Genomic DNA, 25,660 nt, shown 5'->3' on the forward strand with positions numbered 1-25,660 from the left:
GATGCGCAAGATTGTTTTAACTCTGTAAGGAATGGTGCATGATCAAACTATTTAATCTTGATCAAACAGTTTTGTATTCATTCACAGCGTTTCAAAAACAAAGTATGCTAAAGACGCAATAAGGAGCATACATGTATCAAGTACTGGCAAGAAAATACCGTCCACGTAATTTCAATGAGTTAGTGGGGCAAAACCATGTTTCTCGCGCTTTAACAAGTGCATTAGAACGTGGTCGTTTGCATCATGCTTATTTATTTACAGGTACTCGTGGTGTCGGTAAAACCACGATTGCACGTATTTTAGCCAAGTGTTTGAATTGTGAGACAGGTGTGACTTCAACCCCTTGTGAAGTCTGCGCAACATGTCGAGCTGTGAACGAGGGTCGTTTTATTGATTTAATTGAAATTGATGCGGCATCAAGAACGAAAGTTGAAGATACACGTGAGTTGCTTGATAACGTTCCTTATGCACCAACACAAGGTCGTTTTAAAGTTTATCTTATCGATGAAGTGCATATGCTTTCGACGCATTCGTTTAATGCATTGTTAAAAACATTAGAAGAGCCGCCAGAACATGTAAAATTTCTTTTTGCGACCACTGATCCGCAAAAATTACCAATTACCGTTATTTCTCGTTGTCTTCAGTTTACGCTCAGACCTTTGGCTGTCGATGAGATTACAACGCATTTAACAACAATTTTAGATAAAGAAAGCATCAATGCTGATCGTGATGCAATTTGGCAAATTGCTGAGTCTGCTCAAGGTTCTTTACGTGACGCATTATCTTTGACAGATCAAGCGATTGCTTATGGTCAGGGTGCTGTCCATCATCAAGATGTTAAAGAAATGCTTGGTCTAATTGATCGTACGATTATCTATGATCTGATTTTAGCCATTCATCAGAATCAACAAGCTCGTGTTAGTCAGCTATTATTGCAATTTAGACAGCAAGCTTTAGATGTATCATTGGTCTTAGATCAATTGGTTTCTACCTTGCATGAGTTGGCTTTATTACAATATCTGCCTGATTTGGCTCTGAAATATAGTGAAGAAATCAATCGAAAGATTTTGCAACTTTCAAAATTAATTTCGGCGCAAGATTTACAACTTTATTATCAAATTGCATGTAAAGGTCGTTCAGATATTCAACTTGCTGTTACACAAGAGCAAGGTTTCGAAATGATTGTTCTACGGTTGCTCGCATTTAGACCGATGCAGTTAAACGAAGTGACAGTCAAGACAACCTCTGTCACGCCAATTTCGATAAATGAAACTCAACAGTTCTCAGAAAATGTAAAAGTAGAGAACCTGCTTGCTGTTCGGTCAGAAGTGGTTAATGTTGAACCTGAACCTGAACCTGAACCTGAACCTGAACCTGAACCTGAACCTGAACCTGAACCTGAACCTGAACCTGAACCTGAACCTGAACCTGAACCTGAACCTGAACCTGAACCTGAACCTGAATCTGAACCAGTTGCAGAGAGTGGTGTCATGGTATTTGATGCTGCTGAAGGTCAGTTGATAGGGTTAGAAACGACATCGCCTTTAGAAAAACCTGTATCAAATTCAGGCTTAAGTGAAGCTGAAGATTTTCTTGTATTTCCAGTATCACCAGATGAAGCAGCACAAGATTCTTCAGTTTCAGATTTGGATATAAATACTCAAATAACTCATGATTTAGAATTGTTTGAAAATACACCGGTTGTTGAAGATGTTGAGCCTTACAACACAGTAATTGCCACAACAAAGCAGTCCCATGAAAATGAGCCAATATCTAATTTATCTCCTCAAGACATTTTAAAACTTAAAGAACAATCTCTAGAGGGAGAATGGAATTTAGAAAAGTGGGAATATTGGTTTAGAAATAGTGAATTGTCACCTGCTGTCCAAGAACTTGCACAGCATGGATTAATGACTGGTGAGATTAATGGCAAGTCTGTATTTCATATTCCTCAAGAATACGAGGGAATGCTAACTCAGCTTCAACATGCACTAGAAGATGCTTTGAAATCGCAATGGATCAATACGCAATTTTCTGTGCAATATAGGAAGATGGATTCCGTGACACCTTTCGTTATGCAAGCGACACGGAAACAAAAAGCATTTGATCGGGCCGTGGAACTACTCAATCAAGAGCCTACAATTAAAAGTTTGATAGAAACTTTTGATGCAGAGTTAGCCAATGTTCAGCTCAAGCCCTAATTCAGAAAGTAATAACTAAAGTAAAAATCGCTTTAGTTATTAACTAATAAGTTGATATTGTTCAAGTACGTTTCTCATTTCTACTGAAATAGCCGTACTTTTTCTGCTTTTACGGTCAACGAATACATGCACAAAATGTCCTTGGGCTGCTGCTTCATCCTGATTTTGTTTAAAAATTGCGAGTTCATATCTGAGCGATGAATTACCGATTTTGCCAATCGCAACACCGACTTCTATAATTTCTGGGAAAGAAAGTTCCTGTTGAAAGCTACAGGCTGAATCCACCACTAAACCTATGATTTCACTGTTATGGATATCGAAACCTGTTTTTTGAATCAGTAATGAATTAGCAGCGGTGTCAAAATAACTGTAATAAGTCACGTTATTGACGTGTCCATAAATATCATTGTCCGCCCAACGGGTTTGTATTGGGAAAAAGAACTTGAATTGGTCACGTCGTTTTAAAGTCGGTTTGCTCATGCATAAATCGCCTGATAAATATTGAGTGCATCTTGTTCGGTCATTTCTCTTGGATTGTTCTGCAAGAGTCTTGTTTGAAGCATCGCATCCTTGGCAAGTTGTGGAAGTTTAGCTTCTGGAATGTTCAATTCATTAAGTTTTAAAGTTAAACCGCTTTGGTCAAGATGGTTTTGCATATGATCGATAAACAGATCACATAGGCCATCCGTACAACCTGTACTGCGAGGGTCGAGCAATTGCATTAATTCAGCATAGTGTTGCTTCGCATTAGGTGCATTGAATTTAAGTACTTCAACCAAAACTAAAGCATTTGTATGCCCGTGTGATAAATGAAAATGTCCACCTAATGGGTAGGCAAGTGCATGAACTGCACCGACTGGTGCGTTTGCAAATGCTTGTCCCGCAAGCATCGAGCCAACCAACATGTTTTGGCGTGCTTCCATATCTGAACCGTTTTTTAGGACTTTGGCTAAATTTTGATTGAGGAGTTTTAATGCGTTCTTTGCCAGCATATCTGCGTAGAAGTTTTTCTTAATATTTGATGTATAAGCCTCTATCGCATGTACCATTGCATCGATACCCGTCGCCGCCGTGATGTGCGCAGGTAAACCTTGAGTGAATGTTGCATCTAGAATGGCAACATCTGCGTATAGGATTGGGGAAACAACGCCCATTTTTGTGGTAGCGCCAGTGGTCACAATAGAAATAGGTGTGACTTCAGAGCCTGTTCCAGCAGTGGTAGGTACAAGAATTAGTGCTAAACGTGGTGATTTTGCTTGGTTAATACCATATATCTCACCTAAATTCTGTTGTTGATTCGGATGTGCAAGTAAAGCGATGATTTTTGCGACATCCATGGAGCTACCGCCACCAAATCCGATCACAACATCTACTTTTTCTTGTCGAGCAAAATCCACAGCTTCTAACACGATATGTTCAGGGGGATCTGCTTGAATATCTGAATAGATGACAAAGTCCAGACCAAGTTGATCTAAAATGGTTAATATCGGTAAATGAAGTTTATGCTGTAACATGCCAGCATCAGTAACCAATAAAACTTTATGGTACTGATGTTGAGATAGAACATTTTTTAGCTCTTGTATTGAACCTAGCCCTGCAATGATGTTTGGGACAGTTTGAAATTGGAAATGGTTCATACATATATCCTTATTTTTTCATAATAAATACAACATTTTTATATGTGGTGGCTATAGGTTTCAGGACTTAAATAAATTAACATAAGACGCCTGTTAAAGTGTACCAATGAGGTGATTATGCCATCCAAAACGCCATATAAGGTGTTGTGTGTCTGTTTAGGAAATATTTGCCGCTCTCCAACAGCAGAAGCGATTCTCAGACATTATTGTGATGTGCATGGTTTAGATGTGATTGTCGATTCTGCTGGAACTAGCAATTACCATCCAAATAAAGCTCCAGATTTACGCAGCCAACAGCATGCAAGTAAACGCGGTTACGATCTATCGACTATACGTGCTAGACAAATTACATTGAATGATTTTCTTGATTTCGATTTGATCTTGGCAATGGATCATGAGAATTTCAAGGATGTGCAACATTTGAAGACTCATGCAATTTATCAGTTTGGTTCCAATCAAGTACGTTCAAAAATTGCATTAATGAGTGAGCATGATCCTGAATTTACACGGCAAGCTATACCTGATCCCTATTATGGGGGAGCGGAAGGCTTTGATCGCGTACTTAATCAGTGCGAATCAAGTAGTTTGGCTTGGGTCAATATTTTAAAAAATCAAATCAGTGCAGGGTAATAGGATTCAACACAATATGCATATACAAGAGCACATTCAGCTTAAATCATTGAATACCCTGAACTTAGATTCTACAGCATCACACTATGTGCAAATCAATCATGCCAATGAAGTCGTTGAAGCTTTAGATTTTGCTAAACAGAATAATCTCAATGTTTTAGTGTTATCTGGAGGGAGCAATATGTTGTTGCCTCAGTATATTCAAGCTCTTGTGCTGCACTTAAATATTCAAGGTGTTGAGGTTGTTCGTGAAGATAATCACACAGTTACTGTAAATGTTGGTGCAGGGCAGTCTTGGCATGATTTCGTTTTATATACAACAAAGCAGCAATGGTTTGGTTTACAAAATCTTGCATTAATTCCTGGGTTAGTTGGGGCCTCACCTGTACAAAATATTGGTGCTTATGGTGTTGAAGTTGGTGAATTTATTGAGTCTGTTCAAGTCTATGATCGTGAGTTAGAGCAATTCACCTCTATTTCCTCTGAAGATTGTAAATTCGCATATCGACATAGTATTTTTAAAGATTTTCCGAATCGTTATATCATCGTTGCTGTCACCTTTAAGCTATTGAAGCAAGCTGATTTAAAACTGAATTATGGTGATCTAAAACAAGCTGTTGGTGATGAACAAAGCGCTGAAAACTTGCAAAAGCAAGTTATCTTGATTCGACAAAGTAAGTTGCCTGATCCTAAAGAGTATCCAAATGTGGGGAGCTTTTTTAAGAATCCTGTTCTCAGTCAAATGAGCTTTGACAAAATTGCACAACAATTTCCAAACATTCCTCATTATCCACAAGCAAATGGTAGTGTTAAAGTTGCCGCTGGATGGTTGATCGATCAAACAGGTTGGAAAGGTAAACAATTAGGTTCTGTTGGAATGTTTCACAAACAAGCCTTAGTTTTAGTCAATTATGCTGATGCAACTTTGACTGATGTGAAAAATACATATAAAGCCGTGCAACATGACGTAAAGCAAAAATTCAGTATCAGTTTAGAACCTGAACCAGTGCTGTATGACGAGCAAGGTTTGATCCAACCACACGGTGAATGAGGAGAATATGGCGAAAGTACATTGGATGGTGAGTTTAGTACGAGTATTTACAATACTTTTTGTACTATTAGGCTGTTTTGTACTTTTTTTATATTCACCATTTTATTCTCAGTTAATTGTCAAAGGATTAAATTACTTTGTTCCTGTAGAAGTTAATCAAGTTGCAGCACAAAGCCAAAAATCTGCTGCGTTGAGTGAGCATGAAACTTTAGAGCCTGGTTCAGATCTATGGATTGCAAGACAAGCTTATTTAAAGCTTATGGAAAAGACCTTTCAATCAGAAAAACCTGAGGATTTGGGTCTAATTCAAGCGCGTTACAAAGTATTGCAACAGTTAATATTAGAAGAGCAAGAAAAAGAAAATGCTGAAGAACCCAAGCAGGAAATTCCTCTGTTAGCTCAGGCAGCATCATCGGTTCAAGAGCGAGAAAGTTCTGCAAGCGCAGCAAGTACACCTTTCGATTTTTTGCAATCGGATACAGCTAATACCAAAATACAAATGGAAAAGTATTTAGACTTTTTACAAAGCTATCCTATTGATTTATCTGCTTCTGAGGATTCAGCTGAGCAAACAAATACAGATTTGCTCGAGTTGAAAAAAAATAAAGTTGAGACAAAGACTTCAAGAAATAGCTCTGAGCCTTATGCGATTGTTGTATTGGGTGGTGGATTGACACTAGGCGCAAATGGCAAAGATATTGTGGTAAATAATTACACACGCCTGCGCTTGGAAAAGACATTAGAAATAGAGAAAAAATATGATTTGCCGATTGTGCTGAGTGGTGTTGAAGCACCGTATATGCAAGCTTGGTTAAAGGAACGAGGCATTGAAGCAAAATTACTTGAAAAAAGAAGTATGAATACCTGCGAAAACTCTCGGTTTAGTTCTTTGTTATTACAAAAAAAAGGCGGGGCACCAACGGTACTTTTGATCACGGATGAATACCACATGCCTCGCACACGTCGTTTATTTGCATTAAATGGTATTGAGACTGTTCCAGTGATTGCGCCTATGCCGACGCAATTAACGAAATGGCGTCCTAGTGAGCAAAATTATGATCATAGTCGACGAGCAAACTATGAGATGTTAGCTACAATTCGTGATATGTTGTTTGGCTCTAGTGATTGTCGGGAGATACCATAATGTCAAATATTCCATTTCTAAATCCCACGATCTTAAAGCAACTTGATTTACCTATTCCAAATCGAGAAACCACTCCTCAAGTTCTTGAACCACTAGATTTGACAGTAAGTTTTGAACCAACTAAGCCATTACAAGCATATCGTAAGCTGTATGGTTTGCATTTGTTGGAATGTGAGCATTGGCAAGGTTATGTAGAAATGCCATTGTTTCGTTTACATGTACAGGTCTTTCAACCCAAAATAGAAAAAATTCAGGGTACTGTGTGTTTATTACATGGTTATCTGGAACATAGCGGGATTTACCAACCGATTATCAAAGAAATCTTGGATCAAGGATTTAGTGTAATTACCTATGATCTTCCTGGTCACGGTTTAAGTAATGGTTCACCTGCTAGTATTCAGAACTTTGATCATTACCAACAGGTTCTTAATGCTGTTTATGACGCAGTTCATCATGCAAAACAATTGCCACGTCCGTGGTTGGGAATCGGGCAAAGTACTGGCGGTGCAATATGGATGCATCATCTATTAGAATTTGCCGAGCGACGTGAAGATCCAATAGTTGATCGTGTATTGTTATTATCACCATTAATACGTCCAGCGAAAACGGCTTGGTGGCATAATTCTGTTGGGTTAGGGATTATACGCCGTATAAAAAGCCAAGTACCTCGACACTTCCGTCGCAATAATCATAATCCTGAATTTTTGCGATTTGTGCGTTTAAAAGATCCATTGCAACCAAGAATGATGGGAATGGATTGGATTCTTGCGATGTCGAAATGGATGTTGGAAATGGAACAACGTCCAGCTTGTCGTATTCCTGTTTGGCTAGCACAGGGTGCGCTCGATCAAACTGTAGATTGGCGCTATAACATTGAATATATACGTCGTAAATTTAGACTACAAACCTTGTTGATGCTAGAAGAAGGTTCACATCAATTAATCAATGAACGTGCAGATATTCGTGCTGCACTAACAGGTTTAATTCCAGCTTTTTTACATGCTAAGCCAAATCATTATTATTACTAATATTTCTTTTTTACCAATGATTTAGATGATACAATTTTTAACAATATAAAAAATGAAAATTTAAATCATAGGGGTGTGCATGATAAGGGGTGCATCTTGGAGCTTCTTTAGCTCTATTCTTTTATGTTTTTCTACGTCTGTTTTTGCTCAAGATCTATACAAGTGTGTTTCTCCACAGGGCACAACTTATCAAAGTCATCCTTGTGCTGCGAAAACTACTCAAAAAACTGCGTGTATGGGCTCGATTTCAAATGGCTTTGAGCATGATTGTAGAAAGAGCGAGCTTCAGCGGCAACGCACAACTGAGAATGAAAGAAATGCCTACACTCAAGATTCTGCACTAAATAAAACTAAGATAGCTATAGATCAGTCTTCTGAGTTTCAACGAGGCATTGTGCAATTTCCTGAATGTAAACAGCGAATAGAGACCTTACAACGCTTAGCGCGTTATGCTGGTAGACAGATGCAGATCATCGAGAATAGTCGGCAGATGTATGCAGCAAGAATATGTACGGCTGAAGGTAGTATCTATATGAGTTGTAATGCAATCACAAACACATTACTCACCCAAAAAAGTTCAACGTGTCCATTCAAGCGAACTTAAATATTTAGCAACAAATTTTTTGATACTAAGAATATGGGGATATGCAATGAAAGTTGTTTTTATTGTTATAGGGTTTATTTTTATAATTTTTTTTATGCTTAATCGTTGCTCTCATCAGGAGCTACCTGCAAATACTCAAGATGCAAATAATCCAATTGCGCAACGACAGAATATTCTAGACCAAATCGTTTTGTTGCAACCACTCAAACAATATGCCAGCAAAGATTATGAATCTATACAACAAACGGCAAATGGTGTCGTAAATGTAAATGAGATTGAAACAAGCGTGAGCAGTACATTGTGGTGGAAGCTTAGAGAAATAATAGAGAAAAAAGCAGATGATGAGGGGCAACGTTTATGGGCGAATGCTTATCTTCAACAACTGTATGATGCCAAACGGAAAGGTGATTGTTTCCCAATTTCATTCCCTTTATATAGTAAAACTTCACCGCAACAACGCAGAGCTTTATTAAGTCAGAACACTCAGCAGCAGTCTAGTGAAGCATTAACTTATATATTGACTCATAATGGAAAGCGTTCAGTTGTTGATCGTATGCAAGCGCCAGAGGCATGGTCTCAGGTTGCTGATAAACTTAGACAAGACTACGGTGCTGAAGCAGATTTAATCAATTCAGGTGAAACTGCTGAGGATAAGAATAAACAATGTGAAGTTGTGGTGAGGACTTTTGAATACATTCTTTCACTACCGCAAGAACAACAAGGTCCTGTGATACGCTGGTTTTTAGATAAGCATATTTCTGTAGGCATTTTTTAATAAGATTGTAGATAAAAATGATTAAAAATTTATTTCTTAAACAGACAAGTTTAAAGTTTCTAGCTGTTGTATTTATTCTTGTAGGATTGGTGGCATGTGGTAAAACAACGCATGAACCAAAGGTGGGGGAATATGGTGAAGCATTGGTTAATTCAGTGCGTCTGACATCTAGTGAATTAGAGCAGCTAAATCAAGCTGTTATTAATAAACCCAAAGATACGTTTGATCGTCCAAGTGTTGCTATTGGTTTTCTTGGGGAATCGAATAAGAATCCTTATCGGTTTGTGATAGTTGCTAAAGGTATTGCACCAAATGAAGGTGAGGTCAATTTAAAGTGGATAGGAGGAGTCCAGAGTGAAACCTCTAATGGATATCAACCGCAAATCTTTCAATCAGATGATAAACATAAGTATGAGATGAATGAACCTGTACTGTTAATTGCTAGTTCAGATCCATTTTCCATCAGTGAACAGAGTAATGGTGTTCACTACGATGTTCATGCTGAATTGATGGAGGCATCGAATATTCAGTTTCAATCTGTAGAAGTTCAAATTTGGCAGGGTAAGGGTAGTCTTTATAGTTGGACGTATTATTTAAAATTCCTTGTGATTTTGATGATTCCAATTTTTGCCATATATCGATTAGTTAGCCGCTAAACTATATTAGACTTCTTGCAAAAATCAAAAAACGATCAACGTTTTGTTTGTTTTTTATCCACATTAAAAAGTCATGTTCTACTATCATGAGTACATGAAATATGAAAAAGTAAAGATGCTATCAAATAGTCAGTTTAAACGACTGATTGGAATACAACCCTCAACCTTTTTAGAAATGCTTGAAGTATTAGAGTCAAGCCAAGTCAATACTCAACGAGGTAGGCCTTCGAGTCTTTCACTTGAAGACCAACTGTTAATGACGCTAAGTTATTGGCGTGAATATCGCACGCTCTTTCATGTTGCTATGAGTTATGGAATCCACGAATCAACTGCGTCCAGAATTATTCATAAAATAGAAAATATTTTAATAAAATCTGATAAATTTCATTTACCTAAGAAACTACCGCATGGTGCATGGATAGATTGGAATGTTGTTATTGTCGATGCAACTGAAATGACAATTGAGCGTCCCAAAAAAACAGAAAAGATTCTACAGTGGTAAGAAAAAACGACATACGATCAAAGCTCAACTCATCATTCATTATGAAACGATGCAGATTATTTCATTAGGTCTTACACATGGGAGTACACATGATTTCCAGTTGTTTAAGGCTCAACGTAAAAAGCAGAGATATCAAGCCTTTATGCTGATTGATAAAGGTTATTTAGGTTTAAATCGTTTGGGGATAAAATGCCTGATGCCATTCAAGGCAAGTAAAAAGAAGCCGTTAACTTTATTACAGAAGCAAATAAATCGGGAAATTAGTAAACGTCGTATTCGAATTGAACACGTCAATGGAAAATTAAAGACCTTTAGAATTCTGGCTACACGTTATCGAAATAGGCGTAAACGCATGGGTTTACGTCTGAATTTAATTGCTGCAATTTACAACATGGAGTTGGTTAAAAAATGATTTTTGCAAGAGGTCTATTCTTTAAACTAGAGCCACTCAAAGAGTGGCTCAATTTCGTTAGAAACTTTTTGCATTAGCCAATTTCCACATACGATAATAGAAATTCTCATCATCGTTTAAATCAGCTTGTAGCAATTCATTTTCTTTTAAGAAGAAATGAATCTGTGCATAATTTTTGATTTCACGATCATTCATACGCTGAGCGAGATGATGCGCTTTGATATCTGATGGATGTTTGAGTCCTGCTGCAGCGATCATTTCTGATAATGCATGCAATGTATTTTTGTGGAAGTTAAACACTCGTTCAGCTTTACTTGGAACATCAATTGCCTTCTGGCGATCTTTATCTTGCGTTGCAACGCCGACTGGACATTGGTTGGTATGGCAACTTTGAGCTTGAATACAACCAACAGCGAACATAAAACCGCGTGCAGAATTGACCCAGTCTGCACCTAAAGCAAATGTACTTGCAATGTCAAAAGCACTAATGATTTTTCCACTGGCACCAACTTTAACTTGGCTGCGTAGACCTGCGCCTACAAGGGTATTATGAACAAATCGCAATCCTTCTCTTAAGGGGGTGCCAATATAATCACTAAATTCAATCGGTGCTGCACCTGTTCCGCCTTCTGAACCATCAACTACTATAAAATCAGGAACAATTTTAGTTTCCAACATGGCCTTAACAATACCCATGAACTGCCATGGTTGACCGATACAAAGTTTAAAACCGACAGGTTTACCACCTGATAAATCTCTTAACTTTTGTATGAAATGCATCATCTCAATAGGCGTATTAAAACTAGGATGCTTTGCAGGCGAGATACAATCATGTTCTCTTGAAACTCCACGTATTTGTGCAATTTCTTCTGTAATTTTATGTTTGGGTAATATCCCAACATGCCCAGGCTTAGCACCTTGAGATAGTTTCAACTCGATCATTTTGATTTTAGGATTTTTAGCTTGTTGAGCAAATTTTTCAGGATCGAAAAGTCCTTCCGCTGTTCTACAACCGAAATAACCGCTAGCAATTTGCCAAACGATATCACCACCATGTTCTAGATGATAAGGGCTGAGACTGCCTTCACCTGTATCATGATAAAAGTTACCCAATTTGGCACCTTTGTTTAAAGCTCTAATGGCATTTGCGCTTAAGCTACCAAAACTCATGGCGGAAATATTCATGATGGAAGCACTATATGGCTGTTTACATTGGTGGTTTCCAATCAGTACACGAAATGTTTCTGTATCTGCAGGTGGGCACGGCGCAATCGAATGCACAATAAATCTATAGTTTGGCTCATATACATCGATAATTGAACCAAATGGCTTATCAGCATTTTCATTTTTTGCACGTTGATAAACCAAACTTCGCTGCATACGAGAAAAAGGTAAGGCATCCTGATCCGCTTCTATAAAGTATTGGCGAATTTCAGGACGGACATCTTCAAAAAAAACGAAAATGACCAATAATTGGGTAGTTTCTTAAAATGGCATGTTTTTTTTGAAGTAAATCATACAATCCAACCACACTTAACAGGCTCGTAACCAGCCACAAACCATTTAATAAAGTGTCAGAAATGAAGTAGTAAATACTATGTGGCGTGTAGATTGTTTTAAACCACGTAATGCTAAGTGCAATAAATATGCAAAGAAACCAAATCGAATGTCTAGAGAAGAATGTATTGAGTAATTTATGTCTTATCGCTTGGGCTGGGCTAGCCATAAACAATCATACCTTTTAATCATTTTTGATAATAGCACCATGCCAAGAACTGATTATGACCTCAAGTAATGAATTGTTAGATATGAGAATTGTTCTCTAGAATGTTTTAATATTCCATCAACTTTTACGCTTTGAAACTTCTTAAGGATGTTTTGATGTGAAAAAAAGTATCACTACATTGTCGCGTTTTAATAGGATTAATAATGGTTTTAATCACTTATTAGAGGTGAAAAAAGCATAAAAATTACATATAACATAATTTAATTATGTATTGCATAAATTTGAGCTTTCTTGTAGCATTAATTCATCGTAGAAAACCAAAACAATTTTGTGTTGTTCTGGCTGGTTTTAGGACCGTGAAAAGAACATGGATGATTGAAAAGAATTCTATCTATCCAACTCTTTGATCGATAGTTCACATGATTTGTTAAAGGTAGTTATTGCAACCGAAAATTAACAAAACATGTTGTACAGTATTAAAAACGGATGAATTTATCTAAATAAGGGAAACTAGATGGACATTTTAGATAACCCATTAGAGCTATGTGGATTTGCTTTTATTGAGTTTGTTTCGACGGAAAATGGATTAGATCAAATCTTTGAAACAATAGGCTTTTCCAAAGTCGCAAAGCATAAATCTAAAAAAGTTTATTTATGGCGCCAAGGTAATATCAATATTATTTTGAATTATCAGCCTGAATCTTATGCTTCGTTCTTTTATAAAGAGCATGGACCATCAGCATGTGCGATGGGTTTCAGAACTCGTGATGCAGCGAAAGCTTTCAAGAAAGCAATCGAACTTGGTGCAGAACCGATGTATTCACAAGCTGGTCCAATGGAACTCAATATTCCTGCGATTAAAGGAATTGGTGGTATGCCAATCTTTCTTGTAGATCGTGATATTTACGAAAACGATTTTGTATTCTTTGATGATGTTGAGAAAAATCCAAAGGGTGCGGGTCTAAATGAAATCGACCATTTAACTCATAATGTTTATAAAGGACGTATGGAGTATTGGGCGAATTTCTATGAAAAGATTTTCAACTTCCAAGAGATTCGTTATTTTGATATTAAAGGCGAATACACAGGTCTTACTTCTAAAGCATTGACAGCACCAGATGGTATGATTCGTATCCCTTTAAATGAAGATTCAGATAAAGGTAATGGTCAAATCGCTGAATTCCTCGCTGATTTTAATGGTGAAGGCATTCAACACATCGCATTTATTACAGATGATTTACTTTCTACGTGGGATAAGTTGAAAGGGCTTGGTCTTGAGTTCATGACTCCTCCACCTGAAACGTATTACGAGATGTTGAAAGAGCGTTTACCAGAGCATGGTGAGCCAACTGAAGAGTTGAAAAAGCGTGGTATTTTGCTCGATGGCAATACCAAAGACGGTCAGAAGAAACTACTTCTTCAGATTTTCTCGCAAAATATGCTTGGGCCAGTATTCTTTGAATTTATTCAACGTAAAGATGATGATGGCTTTGGTGAGGGTAACTTCAAGGCTTTATTTGAATCGATTGAGCGTGATCAAATTCGCCGTGGTGTATTAGAAGCGAAGTAATTTGCTGCTATGAACAAAAAAGCCAAGAATCAAATTCTTGGCTTTTTTTTTACTATCTAGTTTGAATGAATTGATTAATTGCTGCGACTTCATTCTTAAACAGTTCAAGTTTTTCACTGCCTTCGTGTAGCGGTAGAAACATTTCACTGTCTAGTGCCACAATACAAAATTCCATCGCTCGTTGAGCATTGAAAATAGGTAAGCCAACGGCATTAATCCCAACAAGTAGATCTCCTTGAGCGATCGCCATTCCATGATGTAAAATCTTGTCTTTCATAACTAAAAAATCATCCCATGTTTGTGGTTTGATTGCATAGTGGTTGAGTGCAGCTTTAGTCCATTCTGCATCCATTAATGGTTTCACCACAGCTTCAGGTAAATATGAAGCAAAAACTCGACCCGCTGCCGAATTGACTAATGGCATGATTGAACCGACTTTGGTTACGATTGAAATGGGATGGTTAGATTCAATTGACTGTACAACCAGTGGCCCTTGAGGCGACCATTTACTGATTTGGATACCACAACCAATTTTACTTTGAAGGTTATAGATCAAGTGCTGAACTAATTGCAAAACATCAGTATGTTGAATGCAACTCAAACCTAAACGCCATGCTTGATCGCCTAGAGCGTATTGACCATCTTCAAGCTGTTTCGCATAATTCATACGAATTAAGCTTACTAAATAGCGGTGAACTTTAGCAGGATGCATATCAAGCTTAGTTGATAAATCCTTTAAAATAATCGGTTTATTATGTTCTAACAGCGCGTTTAATACGGATAAACCGACTTCAAGCGATTGAACCCCACCAGATAATTTTTCTTCAATCATTCAACAACCCTTCATTTAAATTTTATCTAGCAGTAATGGTCAAATCTGTATAAATACATCAGAATTTCGATTAAATAATGCCTGAGCATGATGCAAAATTGAAATCATCTTTTTAAATGACTCAAATTAAAGAATTGTATAAGCATACAGTGGTTTGAACGTAGATCATATTTGATTTTCAAGATGATAGCATGACATTAAATGAATTAAATTTACTCATTTTATGCATTAAAAATCGGCATTGAGCACTTCTCTCAATACCGATTAGATGTCTATTTAAGTCATTCAGAGTTTGATCAGAATATACCTATCAAATTTTTATGCGCCTAATTCTTCCTCATGTAAGAAATGTGTATGGTGTGGCGCACGTTTAGTACGACTCCATTCCTCAAGCATCTCGACTTTCATTTCTTCTGTGATACGGGCAATTTTTGCATCGGCGTGTACATCGTTATAAGTTAACTCTAAACGATGTCCGTTTGGATCAAAGAAATAGATCGAATGGAAAATACCATGATTCGTTACACCTAAAACTTTGACACCATTTGCTTCTAAGTGCTCTTTAGCACGTAGTAAAGTTGCTTGGTCTTCAACTTCGAATGCGATATGTTGAACCCATTGTGGCGTATTTTCATCACGTCCCATTTCAGGTTGAGTAGGCAATTCAAAAAATGCTAATACGTTGCCTTGTCCAGCATCCAAAAATAAATGCATATAAGGATCAAAAGCTTTAGTCGAAGGGACGTGGTCTTCTGCGAATGCTAGGATGAAGTCCATATTGAGCATCTGTTTATACCAATCCACGGTTTCTTTTGCATCTTTACAACGATAAGCAACGTGATGAATTTTTTTAATTTGGAATGTCATCATTAAACTCCTTTTATCCTTATTCTCAATCTGCTTGTTGTTCTGGCGCAGCATGAAGAAAAGCTGGTAGTGTCAGGCAATATTGATAAATTGATTCGATTTTTGGAAATGCCGTAAGATCAACTTTAAAACGCTTGGCATTGTAAACTTGTGGTATTAAGCAGCAATCTGCAAAGCTAGGACGCTCACCAAAGCAGAACTTTCCATTGGAAGCTTGCAACTGTGCTTCTAGACTATGGAAGCCCTCTAGAATCCAGTGCTTATACCAATGACTTTTTTGTTCATCGTTTAAATCAAGCTCATTTTGTAAATATTTCAAAACCCTTAAGTTATTTAACGGGTGAATATCCGATGCAATGGCTTGTGAAAAAGCACGAACTTTTGCGCGTTCAATTAAGTTTTTTGGAAGTAAGCTAGTATCTGGATAGCGCTCTTCCAAATATTCCAAAATACTCAAAGATTGTAAAAATGCTTGGTCTTCGTCTACAAGTGTAGGTACAAGACAGCTTGGATTTAAAGCTTGATATTCAGTACTACGTTGTTCATTTTTAACTAAATGAATTGCTTCAGTCTCGTAGCTCAAACCTTTTAGATTCAATGCAATACGGACTCTGAACGCTGCTGAACTACGAAAATAACTATACAGTTTCATACTGTTCAGCCTCATGCTCAGCAAACGCAAATGTATGTGCGGCTAATATCGTATTCTCAACATGACCAAAACCAACACGAATGCCATCTTTCTCACAGTAACCTTTCATGATGACGCGATCACCATCTTCAAGGAATCCGCGTTTTTCTCCGTTTGAAAGCGTCAGAGGCTTAGTTGTATTCCATGTTAATTCGAGCAAACTGCCATATGAATTTTCAGTCGGTCCAGAGATTGTGCCAGAACCCATCAAATCACCAACTTGAACATTACACCCTGCAATGGTGTGATGTGTCAGTTGTTGAGCCATCGACCAATACATGTATTTAAAGTTAGTCTCACAGATGAGGTCTGTTTCTTTTGAGCGGGGACTTTGAACTTCTACACTGAGTTTGATGTCAAAACTATTTGCAACATTCTCTTGTAAATAGCAAAGCGGTTTTGGTTCTTGAACAGGTCCTTTGACTTTAAACGGTTCAAGAGCTTCCATCGTCACAACCCATGGTGAAATCGCACTTGCAAAGGTCTTTGCATTAAAAGGTCCTAATGGCACATATTCCCATTGTTGGATATCTCGTGCAGACCAGTCATTGAGTAAAACCATACCAAAGATATGATCCCAAGCATTTTCAATTGCAATCGGTTGACCGAGCTGTGTAGGTTTTCCGACGATAAATGCCGTTTCTAATTCGAAATCAAGTTTACGAGTCGCAGAAAAAATAGGGCGTTCGTCATTAGGTAACTTGATTTGTCCTGAAGGGCGAACGATATCCGTACCACTCACAATCACTGAGCTTGCACGGCCATTGTAACCGACTGGAAGCTCGCTCCAATTAGGTAGTAGTGCATTTTTAGGATCACGGAACATGGTACCTACATTGGTTGCATGTTCTTTAGATGAGTAGAAATCTGTATAACCTGGTACATGAATAGGTAAATGTAAAATAACGTTATCTTGTTTGATTAAGACACGTTCTTTAAGTTCAGCATTATCTCGTAATAATGGATTCGCAGCAGATAAAAGAGCTTGTAAAGCTTTACGTACGGATTGCCACGAACTTTTACCTGATTCGATAAACTTATTCAAAGTTGGTTGATTAAAATAATTTTCTTTTCCATTAATTTCTAATAGCCCTTGTTCAGCAAGCTCTGCCAAATCAAGTACCCAATCACCGATTGCTACACCGACATGCTTTTCACCCTCAGGTGTTTTACTAAAAATACCGTAAGGTAAATTATGAATTGTGAAATCTGATTGAGGGTCAATTTCAATAAATGAAGTAAGTTTTTGAGCCATCATCTACTTTCCTTGTCTTTAATTTTGCTATGTCGTCGCTAAAAAATGCATTTGAGTTTGATTAATATTATTAAAAACATAGGTATAGAAGTGTTTTTAATGAATTTTGAGTCTTAATCAAACCACTAAAGTTTGCTGAATATCTTCCATCATACTCAAAAAATATAATTACGCAATACATAATTTAATTACATATAGCATAATTATTTGTTATTTCTTTGATTTTCTGCTTAGATGCGCACTTACGAGAAAAGTGGATTAAATATTTTTCGATTTCATATAGGCAATAGTGATTAATTTATGATATACGTAATTTAATACAAGAAAATTACGTGACAAGGATGAGAATAATCATATGTCAAAACTTGAGCAAGGAAACCTGAAACACGGTTTAAGCAATCGGCATATCCAACTTATTGCACTTGGTGGTGCAATTGGTACAGGATTGTTTCTTGGGATCTCACAATCAATCAAGCTAGCAGGACCATCAGTCATCCTGGGGTATGCAATTGCTGGATTTATTGCTTTTTTGATGATGCGACAATTAGGTGAAATGGTTGTACAAGAACCTGTAAGTGGTTCATTCAGTCATTTTGCTTATAAGTACTGGGGTTCATTTGCTGGCTTTATGTCGGGATGGAACTATTGGGTACTCAATATTTTAGTTTGTATGGCTGAATTAAGTGCGATTGGACTTTATATCCAATATTGGTGGCCAGAAATTCCGACATGGGCATCCGCACTGGTGTTTTTCCTTTTAATTAACGGTATCAATTTATTGCATGTTAAGCTTTTTGGTGAAATGGAGTTCTGGTTCTCTATCGTCAAAATTCTAGCTATTTTAGCAATGATTGGCTTTGGATCTTATTTGTTAGCCACAGGTACAGCAGGACCTCAAGCTGGCATTAGTAACCTTTGGGCTCTGGGTGGATTTTTCCCATTTGGCGTTGAAGGTTTAGTAATGGCAATGGCTGTGATTATCTTCGCATTCGGTGGAATTGAATTGTTCGGTATCACAGCTGCTGAAGCTCGTGATCCAGATAAAACATTGCCAAAAGCGGTGAATCAAATTATCTATCGAATTCTGATTTTCTATATTGCGACGCTTTTTGTACTTTTTGCATTATTCCCTTGGAACCAAATGGCAGAAGGCGGTAGCCCATTCGTCATGGTATTCGCGTCATTGGATAGTCAAGGCGTAGCTACGATGCTCAATTTCGTTATTTTGACTGCAGCAGTGTCTGTTTATAACGGTACAAGCTATTGCAGCAGCCGTATGTTATTGGGTTTGGCTCAGCAAGGTAATGCACCGAAGTTCTTAAAGAAAATTAATAAAAATGGTATTCCAACAAATGCCGTATTGGTTTCAGCATTCGTAACAGTATTATGCGTGATCTTGAATTATATTTTCCCTGAAAAAGCATTTGGTTTATTGATGATGCTTGTGGTTGCAGCGATTGTGATTAACTGGATTGTTATTTCATGGACACATTTAAAATTCCGTAAAGCTATGCTGGCGCAAGGTGAAACAACTAAATTCCCAAGTATTGCATATCCATTCAGTAACTATTTGTGCATCGTATTTATGTTGGGTATCTTGGTGGTCATGTCACTGACAGCAGATATGCGTATTGCAGTGATGATGATACCTGCATGGATTTTATGTCTAATGCTTGCGTATGCAGTGAAGTTGCGTAAATTGCGCAATGCTGAACCAAATGTGGTTTTGAATCCAGATGTTTAAATAGTACGTTTCATAATGAATTAAAAAAGGACTGAATGAAGTTTCGGTCCTTTTTTTATTTGTGTATTTTCCAGTTAGAGTTGTTACATCTATTGAGCAGAAATACGTTAAAATTTGAGCCTTATAAAATGAACATGTTAGTTGTTCATTTCAATCGTTAAATAGCAAAAGGCATTTGCATTGTTCCAGTCTTTAAACATTCAAACCCGACTGGGTGGTTTCTATCTGTTTTACTATTCGATAGTTGGAACATTCATGCCGTATTGGAACTTGTATTTACAAGACCAAGGCTTTAATTATCAAGAAATTGGGATTTTGTCTTCTATCGCAATTATTACGCGTTTTTTTGCGCCATTAATCTGGGGATGGATTGCTGATAAGTCTGGTAAGCGAATGCTATTGGTTCGCATTGCAACTTGGATGGAAGCTTGTATTTGGTTTGCAATTTTTGTGATTCCAAACAGTTTTCAATCCGTTGCTTTGCTGATGTTGATCTTTAGTTTTTTTCAAAATGCGATCTTGGCTCAATTTGAGGGTGTAACTTTATTTTGGTTGGGTGAAAAAAGAGCGGAACTATATGGAAAAGTAAGGAAGTGGGGCTCTGTCGGTTTTATTGTAGGTGTTTTTGTGATTGGTGCGTTGTTGGAAATTATTCCAATTTCTATGTTGCCGATTTTGCTTTTAGCTGTTTCATTTCTTGCATTTTTATGGTCTTTTAGTATTAAAGAGCCTATACATGCGCCGAGCTCACAAAAGAAATTAGAATCTCTCATTCCTGTATTAAAAAAGCCGACTGTTGCAGCATTTTTTACGATTGAGTTTATCTTACTATTTTCTCAGGCACCTTTTTATAGCTTTTACAGTAATTTCTTGAAAGAAATAGGATTTAGCACGACTCAAATTGGCAGTTTATGGGCAGCAGGTGTGATCGCTGAGATAGTGATGTTTGCTGTAGCGCAAAAGTTGTTTTTCACACGGTTTTCATGGCGTTCATTAGTGGCACTGTGTCTAATTTTGACTAGTTTGCGCTGGTTTTTGGTTGGAATTCTCACAACCAATTATTTCGGGCAGTTTCTAGCTCAATGTCTTCATGCATTTAGTTTTGGTTTATTCCATTTAATTGCTATGAAAGTGATTTTCCAAAACTTTTCACCTGAGCAACAAGGTCGCGGGCAGGCACTATACAGTACGATGTGGGGACTTGGAGTAGCTTCAGGAAGTTTACTGGCAGGGCATTATTGGCAACAATTAACTGGCGCAACAATTTTTTTATATGCAAGTGTAGTGGTGTTATTCGGATTATTGCTGATCTATTGGCTGCCGAATCGGGTGGAAGCAGCAGCCAAAAGTTAATTTAAATTTTAATATTTTGATACTGAGGCATCCAAGGTTGTGCTTGTTCTAATTGTGCTGCTAGTTGCAGTAATTGATCTTCACGTCCGAAAGGCGCAATAAATTGACTCCCTAAAGGCAAACCATTTTTATTCCAATATAGCGGTACGGACATAGCAGGTAAGCCCGTGACATTTGCTAATTGAGTAAATGGGACCCAGCTCAAATTATCCTGAACCATTTTATCGACGAGTTTTCCTTGAGCTAAATAATGTGCTTTCCCGACTTTGAGCAAAGCTTTTAAAATCGGCTTCTGCCAAGCAGGAGTAACAATTTCACCATTTTTAGGAGCAACAGATGCTGTTGAGGGGGTTAGATACAGATCATATTGCTCAAAGAACAAGTTCATCTGTGTACTGTAGCTTCCCCAATTATTTAAAGTATGAATATATTCGGTTGCACTCGTTTTTGCTCCAAACGCTGCTAAAGCCACCGAATCAAGTTCGAAATCATCATCGGTCGTGTCTGACATTAATTTGATCTGTGCTTGCATGTATGAGAATTGACTGAACCATGTAGTAATAAAATCTTTTGCGAGTTCAAGTCCATTAATTTGTGGTTGATCTTCAACAACAATATGCCCAAGTGATTCTAATAGTTTTGCTGTATGTTCGACGGCTTGAATCGCATCTTTCGATACCTTGGTTCCGATTGCGGATTGGGTATTAAAAGCAATTCTTAATTTCTTAGGAGCTTGTTGAATAATATCTATATATTTTTGTTCAGGTGATTGAATCCTAAACAGAGAGCTTTGTTCTGGCCCATGTACAGCATCAAGCATTGCTGCGCTATCTCGGACTGATTTAGACAAAACATGCTGCATTGCAGCACCATGCATCGCTTCACTGTATTGAGGTCCCCAAGGAGTTCGTCCTCGGCTCGGTTTTAATCCAAATAGTCCACAATAGGATGCAGGAATGCGAATAGATCCACCACCATCACCAGCACCAGCAATAGGAACGATTCCAGCTGCTACAGCAGAAGCAGACCCTCCCGATGAGCCGCCGCTATTATGTTTTAAGTTCCATGGATTTCGGCATGCACCCCAAGCTTCAGGTTCAGTAATTCCTTTGATTCCGAACTCTGGGGTATTCGTGCGACCAAAAGTGATAATCCCCGCATTTTCCCAACGATTGACAATTTCTGCATTAAAGTCAGGCGTATAGTTGAACTTCTTTAGTGAATTGCTTCCATATGACGTTGGAACACCTTGGTATTCTTGAAATAGGTCTTTAACTAAAAAGGGAACACCAGCAAACGCCCCATGACGCTCTTGCTGAGCGCGTTGTTTGGCTTGTTCATACATTGGAATGATAATGGCATTAAGTTTAGGATTTACCTTTTCATTACGCTCTAATGCAATCTTCAAAAGTTCAGAAGCATGGATCTCTTTATTTTTGACTAATGCGGCTAGTCCGAGACCATCATATTGTATATATTCAGAAAAATTCATGGCTTTTATCCCTAAAGCTAACTCTTTATAAAGTAAACAATATCTATTTTTTAAATATCTAGAATACCCGAAATAAATCGGATAACAATCAAATAAAATCCATATAAAAAATATTGTGTTTATATGGTTATGATTGGGTGATTTTAAATAAAAATATGCTAAGTTAAGCCTATGCGACGTTAAGATGACGACTTTATTAAATCTATGAAAAATATTTATATTATTGGATTATTATGGGCTTGCTCGACATGGACTATGGCGGATACAGTCGTAACTGATAAAGCAACAACGGTACAACAAGCAGCGAAAGCAAATGCGATCCGTGTAACTACACGCCCTGAAATTATGGGGTTGTGGGGAATGGAAATTCCAAATAATAAGAAGTGTACCGAATACTACAATTTTCGAGGAATGAGCGATGTTGTGATTAAAAGCGGTAATGAGTGGTCATATGGCTTATATGATTATCAACCTTCAGAAGATCACAAAGAACGATTACCTGCTTTAATTTTGCAAATTAAATATGACAATAACGAAACTGATTGCTCAGGACAAAAACAGGATCAGACAGGTGAGGTTTCTCAATACTTCGTGAAATGGTCAAACGAACATACGATTGATTTCTGTGCTAATGAGAAAGGTGAGAAGTGTTTTGCGACCTTGCGTCGTGTGTTGCCATAATTTGTAGTTGATATAAAAAAGCCTCTTAATTTCCTAAGAGGCTTTTTTATTATGCTTTCTCAGCTTGCGGTTCAAGCTGCTTTAACAAATGTTTTTCTAAATAGTGAATATCCATTGCTTGTTCACAAAAGTTTTTATCTTTTAAGATTAAATCTTTGTGTAATGGAATATTGGTTTTGATGCCTGTCAAAATCATTTCATCAAGTGCTTGACGCATACGAGCTAAAGATGTTTCACGGTCTTTGCCATATGAAATTAGTTTTGCAATCATCGAGTCATAGTATGGTGGAATGCTATAACCCTGATAAATATGAGAATCTAAGCGAATTCCTGCGCCGCCTGGTGCATAAAAACTTTCAATTTTACCTGGTGATGGTAAGAATGTCGTTGGATCCTCTGCATTGATACGGCATTCGATCGCATGACCTTTCACTTCAACTTCATGCTGTTCGATATCTAGGCCAAGACCTGCAGCAATTCGAAGTTGTTGTTCAATGATATCAATTCCAGTCACCATTTCAGTAACAGGATGTTCCACTTGAACGCGTGTATTCATCTCGATAAAGAAGAATTCACCATCTTCAAACAAGAACTCAAATGTCCCAGCACCACGATATTGCATTAACTTACAAGCATTTACACAAGCTTCAAGAATATCCGCACGCGCTTGTTCAGGTAAGTTTGGAGCAGGTGCTTCTTCTAGAACCTTCTGATGGCGACGTTGCAATGAACAGTCACGATCATATAGATGAATCGCATGACCATTACCATCACCTAGTACTTGTACTTCAACATGACGAGGCTTTTGCAGGAAACGTTCCATATAAACTGTATCGTCGCCAAACCACATCTCAGCATCACGTTGAGCAGCTTGAACAGACTCAAGTAATGTGTCGACACGTTCAACAATACGCATACCACGACCACCACCGCCAGCTGCCGCTTTCACGATCAATGGGAAACCGATCTCGCGTGCTTCAGCCAATGCATTGTGAATGGTAACAGCGTGATCACAGCCAGGAACAGTAGGTACGCCAGCTTTTTTCATTGCAATAATTGCGGAGACTTTATTCCCCATCAAACGAATATGCTCAGGTCGAGGACCAATGAAAATGAAGCCTGAGTTTTCAACAATTTCTGCGAATTCAGCATTTTCTGACAAGAAGCCATAACCAGGGTGAATCGCATCAGCACCTGTAATTTCTGCGGCAGTAATAATTGCAGGAATATTCAGATAGCTTTCGCTACTTGTACCTGGTCCAATACATACAGCTTCATCGACAAAGCGTAAATGCATTAAATCTTTATCTGCGTCTGAATAGATACCGACAGTTTTAATACCAAGTGTTTTACAAGCCCGAGTTATTCGTAAGGCGATTTCACCACGGTTTGCAATTAATACTTTCTGCAACATAGAAATCCCCAACTTATTAAGCGCGGTAGCGGAAAAGCGGTTGGCCGAATTGGATGACTTCACCATTTTTTACAAGAATTTCTTCAATCACACCGCTCTTGGTTGCTTCGATCGGGTTCATGATTTTCATTGCTTCGATGATTCCGAGTGTTTCACCAGCAGAAACGGTTTGACCGACATTAACAAATGGTGCTTCACCAGGGCTTGCAGCGGCATAGAACACACCAACCATTGGTGATGTTTCAACAGCACCACGAGGAGTTTTTGCTGCTGGAGCCGCTGGAGCTGCCGTTGTAGGCGCAGCCGCCACAGGTGCAGCAGCATACACTGGAGTAGGGCGAGTCAATGAAATAGATTGATCTCCTTCCTTAACTTCAATGGCTTGTAAGTCAGATTCAATCATCAAATCGATGAGTTTCTTGATTTTACGGATATCCATGAGTGCATGTTCCTACAATGTCTAAATTAGTTAGAAGATTGAATTTTTTCAATAGCGTAATCGAGTGCGAAGGAATAACCCTTAGCACCTAGGCCACAAATTACACCAATGGCTTTATCGGATAGAAAAGAGTGATGTCTGAATGCTTCACGAGCGTGAACATTGGACAAATGAACTTCAACAAAAGGGATTGCAACACCCAATAATGCATCTCGCAAAGCGACAGAAGTGTGGGTGAGTGCAGCTGGGTTAATGATGATAAACTTTACACCTTCAGTTTGTGCTTGATGAATACGATCAACAATTGCACCTTCCCAGTTGCTTTGGAATGTTTCTAATGTAAGAGATGAATCTTTGGCTTGAGCAATTAATTGTTGGTTAATATCGTCTAGCGTGAGATAACCATATACTTCTGGTTCTCGCTTACCTAGCAAGTTCAAATTCGGTCCGTGAATCACCAAAATGGTTGAGCTCATTTAGCCTGCTCCAATTTTAAAATTGCAAATTTAATTTGCAAGATGTCTGCAAAGTTTGCTTATTATGGCACAAAATTCTGCAATTTTTTTATAATTTCTTTTACTGAGTGAAGAAAGTTGCATGCCAAGCATGGTGCATATAATGAAAACTTTGCAAGGAAATCGCAATGTTAAAATATGACAAAAAAATAGGTTTATTTATTTTTAAAACATTTTAAACCGAACTCACCCGAATCGTTCATGAGAATTGTGTAACTGATGAGTCAATCACTTATAAGTCTTATTTTGATCATAACTTAAGTGAGTGAAAGTGTTGGTTTTTTAAACTTGGTTGAGGCGATAGTTAAACATCTCTTAAGATTAAAGCATTGTTTTAATGGGAGTTGTATTGTGCTTTTGTCTACTACAATCGAGTATGAGAAAAATACTTTTTGATATTAGAAAATTATGAAAGCTTATAAAGTGTTCACTTTGAAAATA

The 25,660-nt window shown here is 37.8% G+C and carries 23 protein-coding genes and 1 pseudogene; 13 read left to right on the top strand and 11 right to left on the bottom strand.

Annotated elements, in window-relative coordinates; genetic code table 11:
* Positions 1–131: 131 nt before the first annotated feature.
* Positions 132–2,201, top strand: a complete 2,070-nt coding sequence (gene dnaX / locus R2H34_RS08205) for a DNA polymerase III subunit gamma/tau (protein ID WP_151830559.1) — start codon at positions 132–134, stop codon at positions 2,199–2,201.
* A 39-nt stretch (positions 2,202–2,240) separates the two neighbouring features.
* Here dnaX and R2H34_RS08210 read toward each other — a convergent pair whose 3' ends face one another.
* Both R2H34_RS08210 and R2H34_RS08215 read right to left on the bottom strand, forming a co-directional pair.
* On the bottom strand, positions 2,241–2,681 hold the full coding sequence (locus R2H34_RS08210) for an acyl-CoA thioesterase (RefSeq protein ID WP_039047860.1): 441 nt from the start codon (positions 2,679–2,681) through the stop codon (positions 2,241–2,243).
* Positions 2,678–3,838, bottom strand: coding sequence for an iron-containing alcohol dehydrogenase (locus tag R2H34_RS08215; RefSeq protein ID WP_004954669.1), 1,161 nt, complete (start codon positions 3,836–3,838; stop codon positions 2,678–2,680). The genes R2H34_RS08210 and R2H34_RS08215 overlap by 4 nt, the downstream gene beginning before the upstream one ends.
* Positions 3,839–3,955: 117 nt before the next feature.
* Between R2H34_RS08215 and R2H34_RS08220 the strand changes: the two genes are divergently transcribed.
* From R2H34_RS08220 to R2H34_RS17940, 8 genes are all read left to right on the top strand, one after another.
* Complete coding sequence (locus R2H34_RS08220; protein WP_004915470.1) at positions 3,956–4,468, top strand: low molecular weight protein-tyrosine-phosphatase; 513 nt, start codon at positions 3,956–3,958, stop codon at positions 4,466–4,468.
* Between the two features lie 16 nt (positions 4,469–4,484).
* Complete coding sequence (gene murB, locus R2H34_RS08225) at positions 4,485–5,519, top strand: UDP-N-acetylmuramate dehydrogenase (RefSeq protein ID WP_004954664.1); 1,035 nt, start codon at positions 4,485–4,487, stop codon at positions 5,517–5,519.
* Positions 5,520–5,526: 7 nt separating this feature from the next.
* Positions 5,527–6,663 carry a YdcF family protein gene (locus R2H34_RS08230; RefSeq protein ID WP_318342553.1) on the top strand — a complete coding sequence of 379 codons (1,137 nt, stop codon included), beginning with the start codon at positions 5,527–5,529 and terminating at the stop codon, positions 6,661–6,663.
* A complete protein-coding gene (locus R2H34_RS08235) occupies positions 6,663–7,691 on the top strand; it encodes an alpha/beta hydrolase (RefSeq protein ID WP_004954660.1) in 1,029 nt (342 codons plus the stop codon). The genes R2H34_RS08230 and R2H34_RS08235 overlap by 1 nt, the downstream gene beginning before the upstream one ends.
* 79 nt (positions 7,692–7,770) lie before the next feature.
* Positions 7,771–8,295 carry a DUF4124 domain-containing protein gene (locus tag R2H34_RS08240; protein ID WP_075696434.1) on the top strand — a complete coding sequence of 175 codons (525 nt, stop codon included), beginning with the start codon at positions 7,771–7,773 and terminating at the stop codon, positions 8,293–8,295.
* 46 nt (positions 8,296–8,341) lie between these two features.
* On the top strand, positions 8,342–9,070 hold the full coding sequence (locus R2H34_RS08245; RefSeq protein ID WP_017397306.1) for a hypothetical protein: 729 nt from the start codon (positions 8,342–8,344) through the stop codon (positions 9,068–9,070).
* A gap of 17 nt (positions 9,071–9,087) precedes the next feature.
* A complete protein-coding gene (locus tag R2H34_RS08250) occupies positions 9,088–9,726 on the top strand; it encodes a hypothetical protein (RefSeq protein ID WP_004954654.1) in 639 nt (212 codons plus the stop codon).
* Positions 9,727–9,820: 94 nt separating this feature from the next.
* Positions 9,821–10,640 (top strand): IS5 family transposase gene (locus tag R2H34_RS17940; protein ID WP_410487167.1). Its coding sequence is split into 2 segments (ribosomal slippage): positions 9,821–10,206 and positions 10,205–10,640, totalling 822 coding nucleotides; the frame shifts between segments, so codons are not numbered across the junction.
* A 57-nt stretch (positions 10,641–10,697) separates the two neighbouring features.
* Here the strand turns inward: R2H34_RS17940 and R2H34_RS08265 are convergent.
* A pseudogene (locus R2H34_RS08265) lies at positions 10,698–12,366 on the bottom strand (FMN-binding glutamate synthase family protein).
* A gap of 514 nt (positions 12,367–12,880) precedes the next feature.
* Between R2H34_RS08265 and hppD the strand changes: the two are divergent.
* The gene (hppD, locus tag R2H34_RS08270) at positions 12,881–13,936 is read left to right on the top strand and encodes a 4-hydroxyphenylpyruvate dioxygenase (RefSeq protein ID WP_004954650.1); all 1,056 of its coding nucleotides are present in this window, start codon (positions 12,881–12,883) and stop codon (positions 13,934–13,936) included.
* 52 nt (positions 13,937–13,988) lie between these two features.
* On the opposite strand, the gene R2H34_RS08275 is transcribed toward hppD, so the two are convergent.
* From R2H34_RS08275 to fahA, 4 genes are all read right to left on the bottom strand, one after another.
* Entirely contained in the window at positions 13,989–14,768 is a 780-nt protein-coding gene (locus tag R2H34_RS08275) for an IclR family transcriptional regulator (RefSeq protein WP_004915500.1), read from the bottom strand.
* Between the two features lie 318 nt (positions 14,769–15,086).
* Positions 15,087–15,635 (bottom strand): VOC family protein, encoded by a 549-nt coding sequence (locus R2H34_RS08280; RefSeq protein WP_004954640.1) that lies wholly within the window; start codon positions 15,633–15,635, stop codon positions 15,087–15,089.
* A gap of 25 nt (positions 15,636–15,660) precedes the next feature.
* Entirely contained in the window at positions 15,661–16,287 is a 627-nt protein-coding gene (gene maiA, locus R2H34_RS08285; RefSeq protein ID WP_087539239.1) for a maleylacetoacetate isomerase, read from the bottom strand.
* Entirely contained in the window at positions 16,274–17,581 is a 1,308-nt protein-coding gene (gene fahA / locus R2H34_RS08290) for a fumarylacetoacetase (protein ID WP_087539241.1), read from the bottom strand. Before fahA ends, maiA begins: the two co-directional genes overlap by 14 nt.
* Before the next feature lie 355 nt (positions 17,582–17,936).
* Here fahA and R2H34_RS08295 point away from each other — a divergent pair, with 355 nt between their 5' ends.
* Positions 17,937–19,325 carry an amino acid permease gene (locus R2H34_RS08295; protein WP_004954630.1) on the top strand — a complete coding sequence of 463 codons (1,389 nt, stop codon included), beginning with the start codon at positions 17,937–17,939 and terminating at the stop codon, positions 19,323–19,325.
* Positions 19,326–19,505: 180 nt separating this feature from the next.
* Entirely contained in the window at positions 19,506–20,678 is a 1,173-nt protein-coding gene (locus R2H34_RS08300; RefSeq protein ID WP_087539243.1) for an MFS transporter, read from the top strand.
* A gap of 1 nt (position 20,679) precedes the next feature.
* Here R2H34_RS08300 and R2H34_RS08305 read toward each other — a convergent pair whose 3' ends face one another.
* Positions 20,680–22,170 carry an amidase gene (locus tag R2H34_RS08305; protein ID WP_087539245.1) on the bottom strand — a complete coding sequence of 497 codons (1,491 nt, stop codon included), beginning with the start codon at positions 22,168–22,170 and terminating at the stop codon, positions 20,680–20,682.
* 204 nt (positions 22,171–22,374) lie between these two features.
* Here R2H34_RS08305 and R2H34_RS08310 point away from each other — a divergent pair, with 204 nt between their 5' ends.
* Positions 22,375–22,851, top strand: coding sequence for a hypothetical protein (locus R2H34_RS08310; RefSeq protein WP_004915526.1), 477 nt, complete (start codon positions 22,375–22,377; stop codon positions 22,849–22,851).
* A 49-nt stretch (positions 22,852–22,900) separates the two neighbouring features.
* Here the strand turns inward: R2H34_RS08310 and accC are convergent, their stop codons facing one another.
* From accC to aroQ, 3 genes are read right to left on the bottom strand one after another with little or no spacing between them, the layout of a single operon-like run.
* Complete coding sequence (accC, locus tag R2H34_RS08315) at positions 22,901–24,265, bottom strand: acetyl-CoA carboxylase biotin carboxylase subunit (RefSeq protein ID WP_004915529.1); 1,365 nt, start codon at positions 24,263–24,265, stop codon at positions 22,901–22,903.
* Positions 24,266–24,281: 16 nt separating this feature from the next.
* Positions 24,282–24,704, bottom strand: a complete 423-nt coding sequence (gene accB / locus R2H34_RS08320; protein ID WP_004915532.1) for an acetyl-CoA carboxylase biotin carboxyl carrier protein — start codon at positions 24,702–24,704, stop codon at positions 24,282–24,284.
* A gap of 26 nt (positions 24,705–24,730) precedes the next feature.
* Positions 24,731–25,180, bottom strand: a complete 450-nt coding sequence (gene aroQ / locus R2H34_RS08325; protein ID WP_004954622.1) for a type II 3-dehydroquinate dehydratase — start codon at positions 25,178–25,180, stop codon at positions 24,731–24,733.
* Positions 25,181–25,660 lie beyond the last annotated feature (480 nt).

Origin of the sequence: Acinetobacter sp. 16 (assembly GCF_033439925.1) — a bacterium.
Lineage (GTDB): Bacteria > Pseudomonadota > Gammaproteobacteria > Pseudomonadales > Moraxellaceae > Acinetobacter > Acinetobacter junii.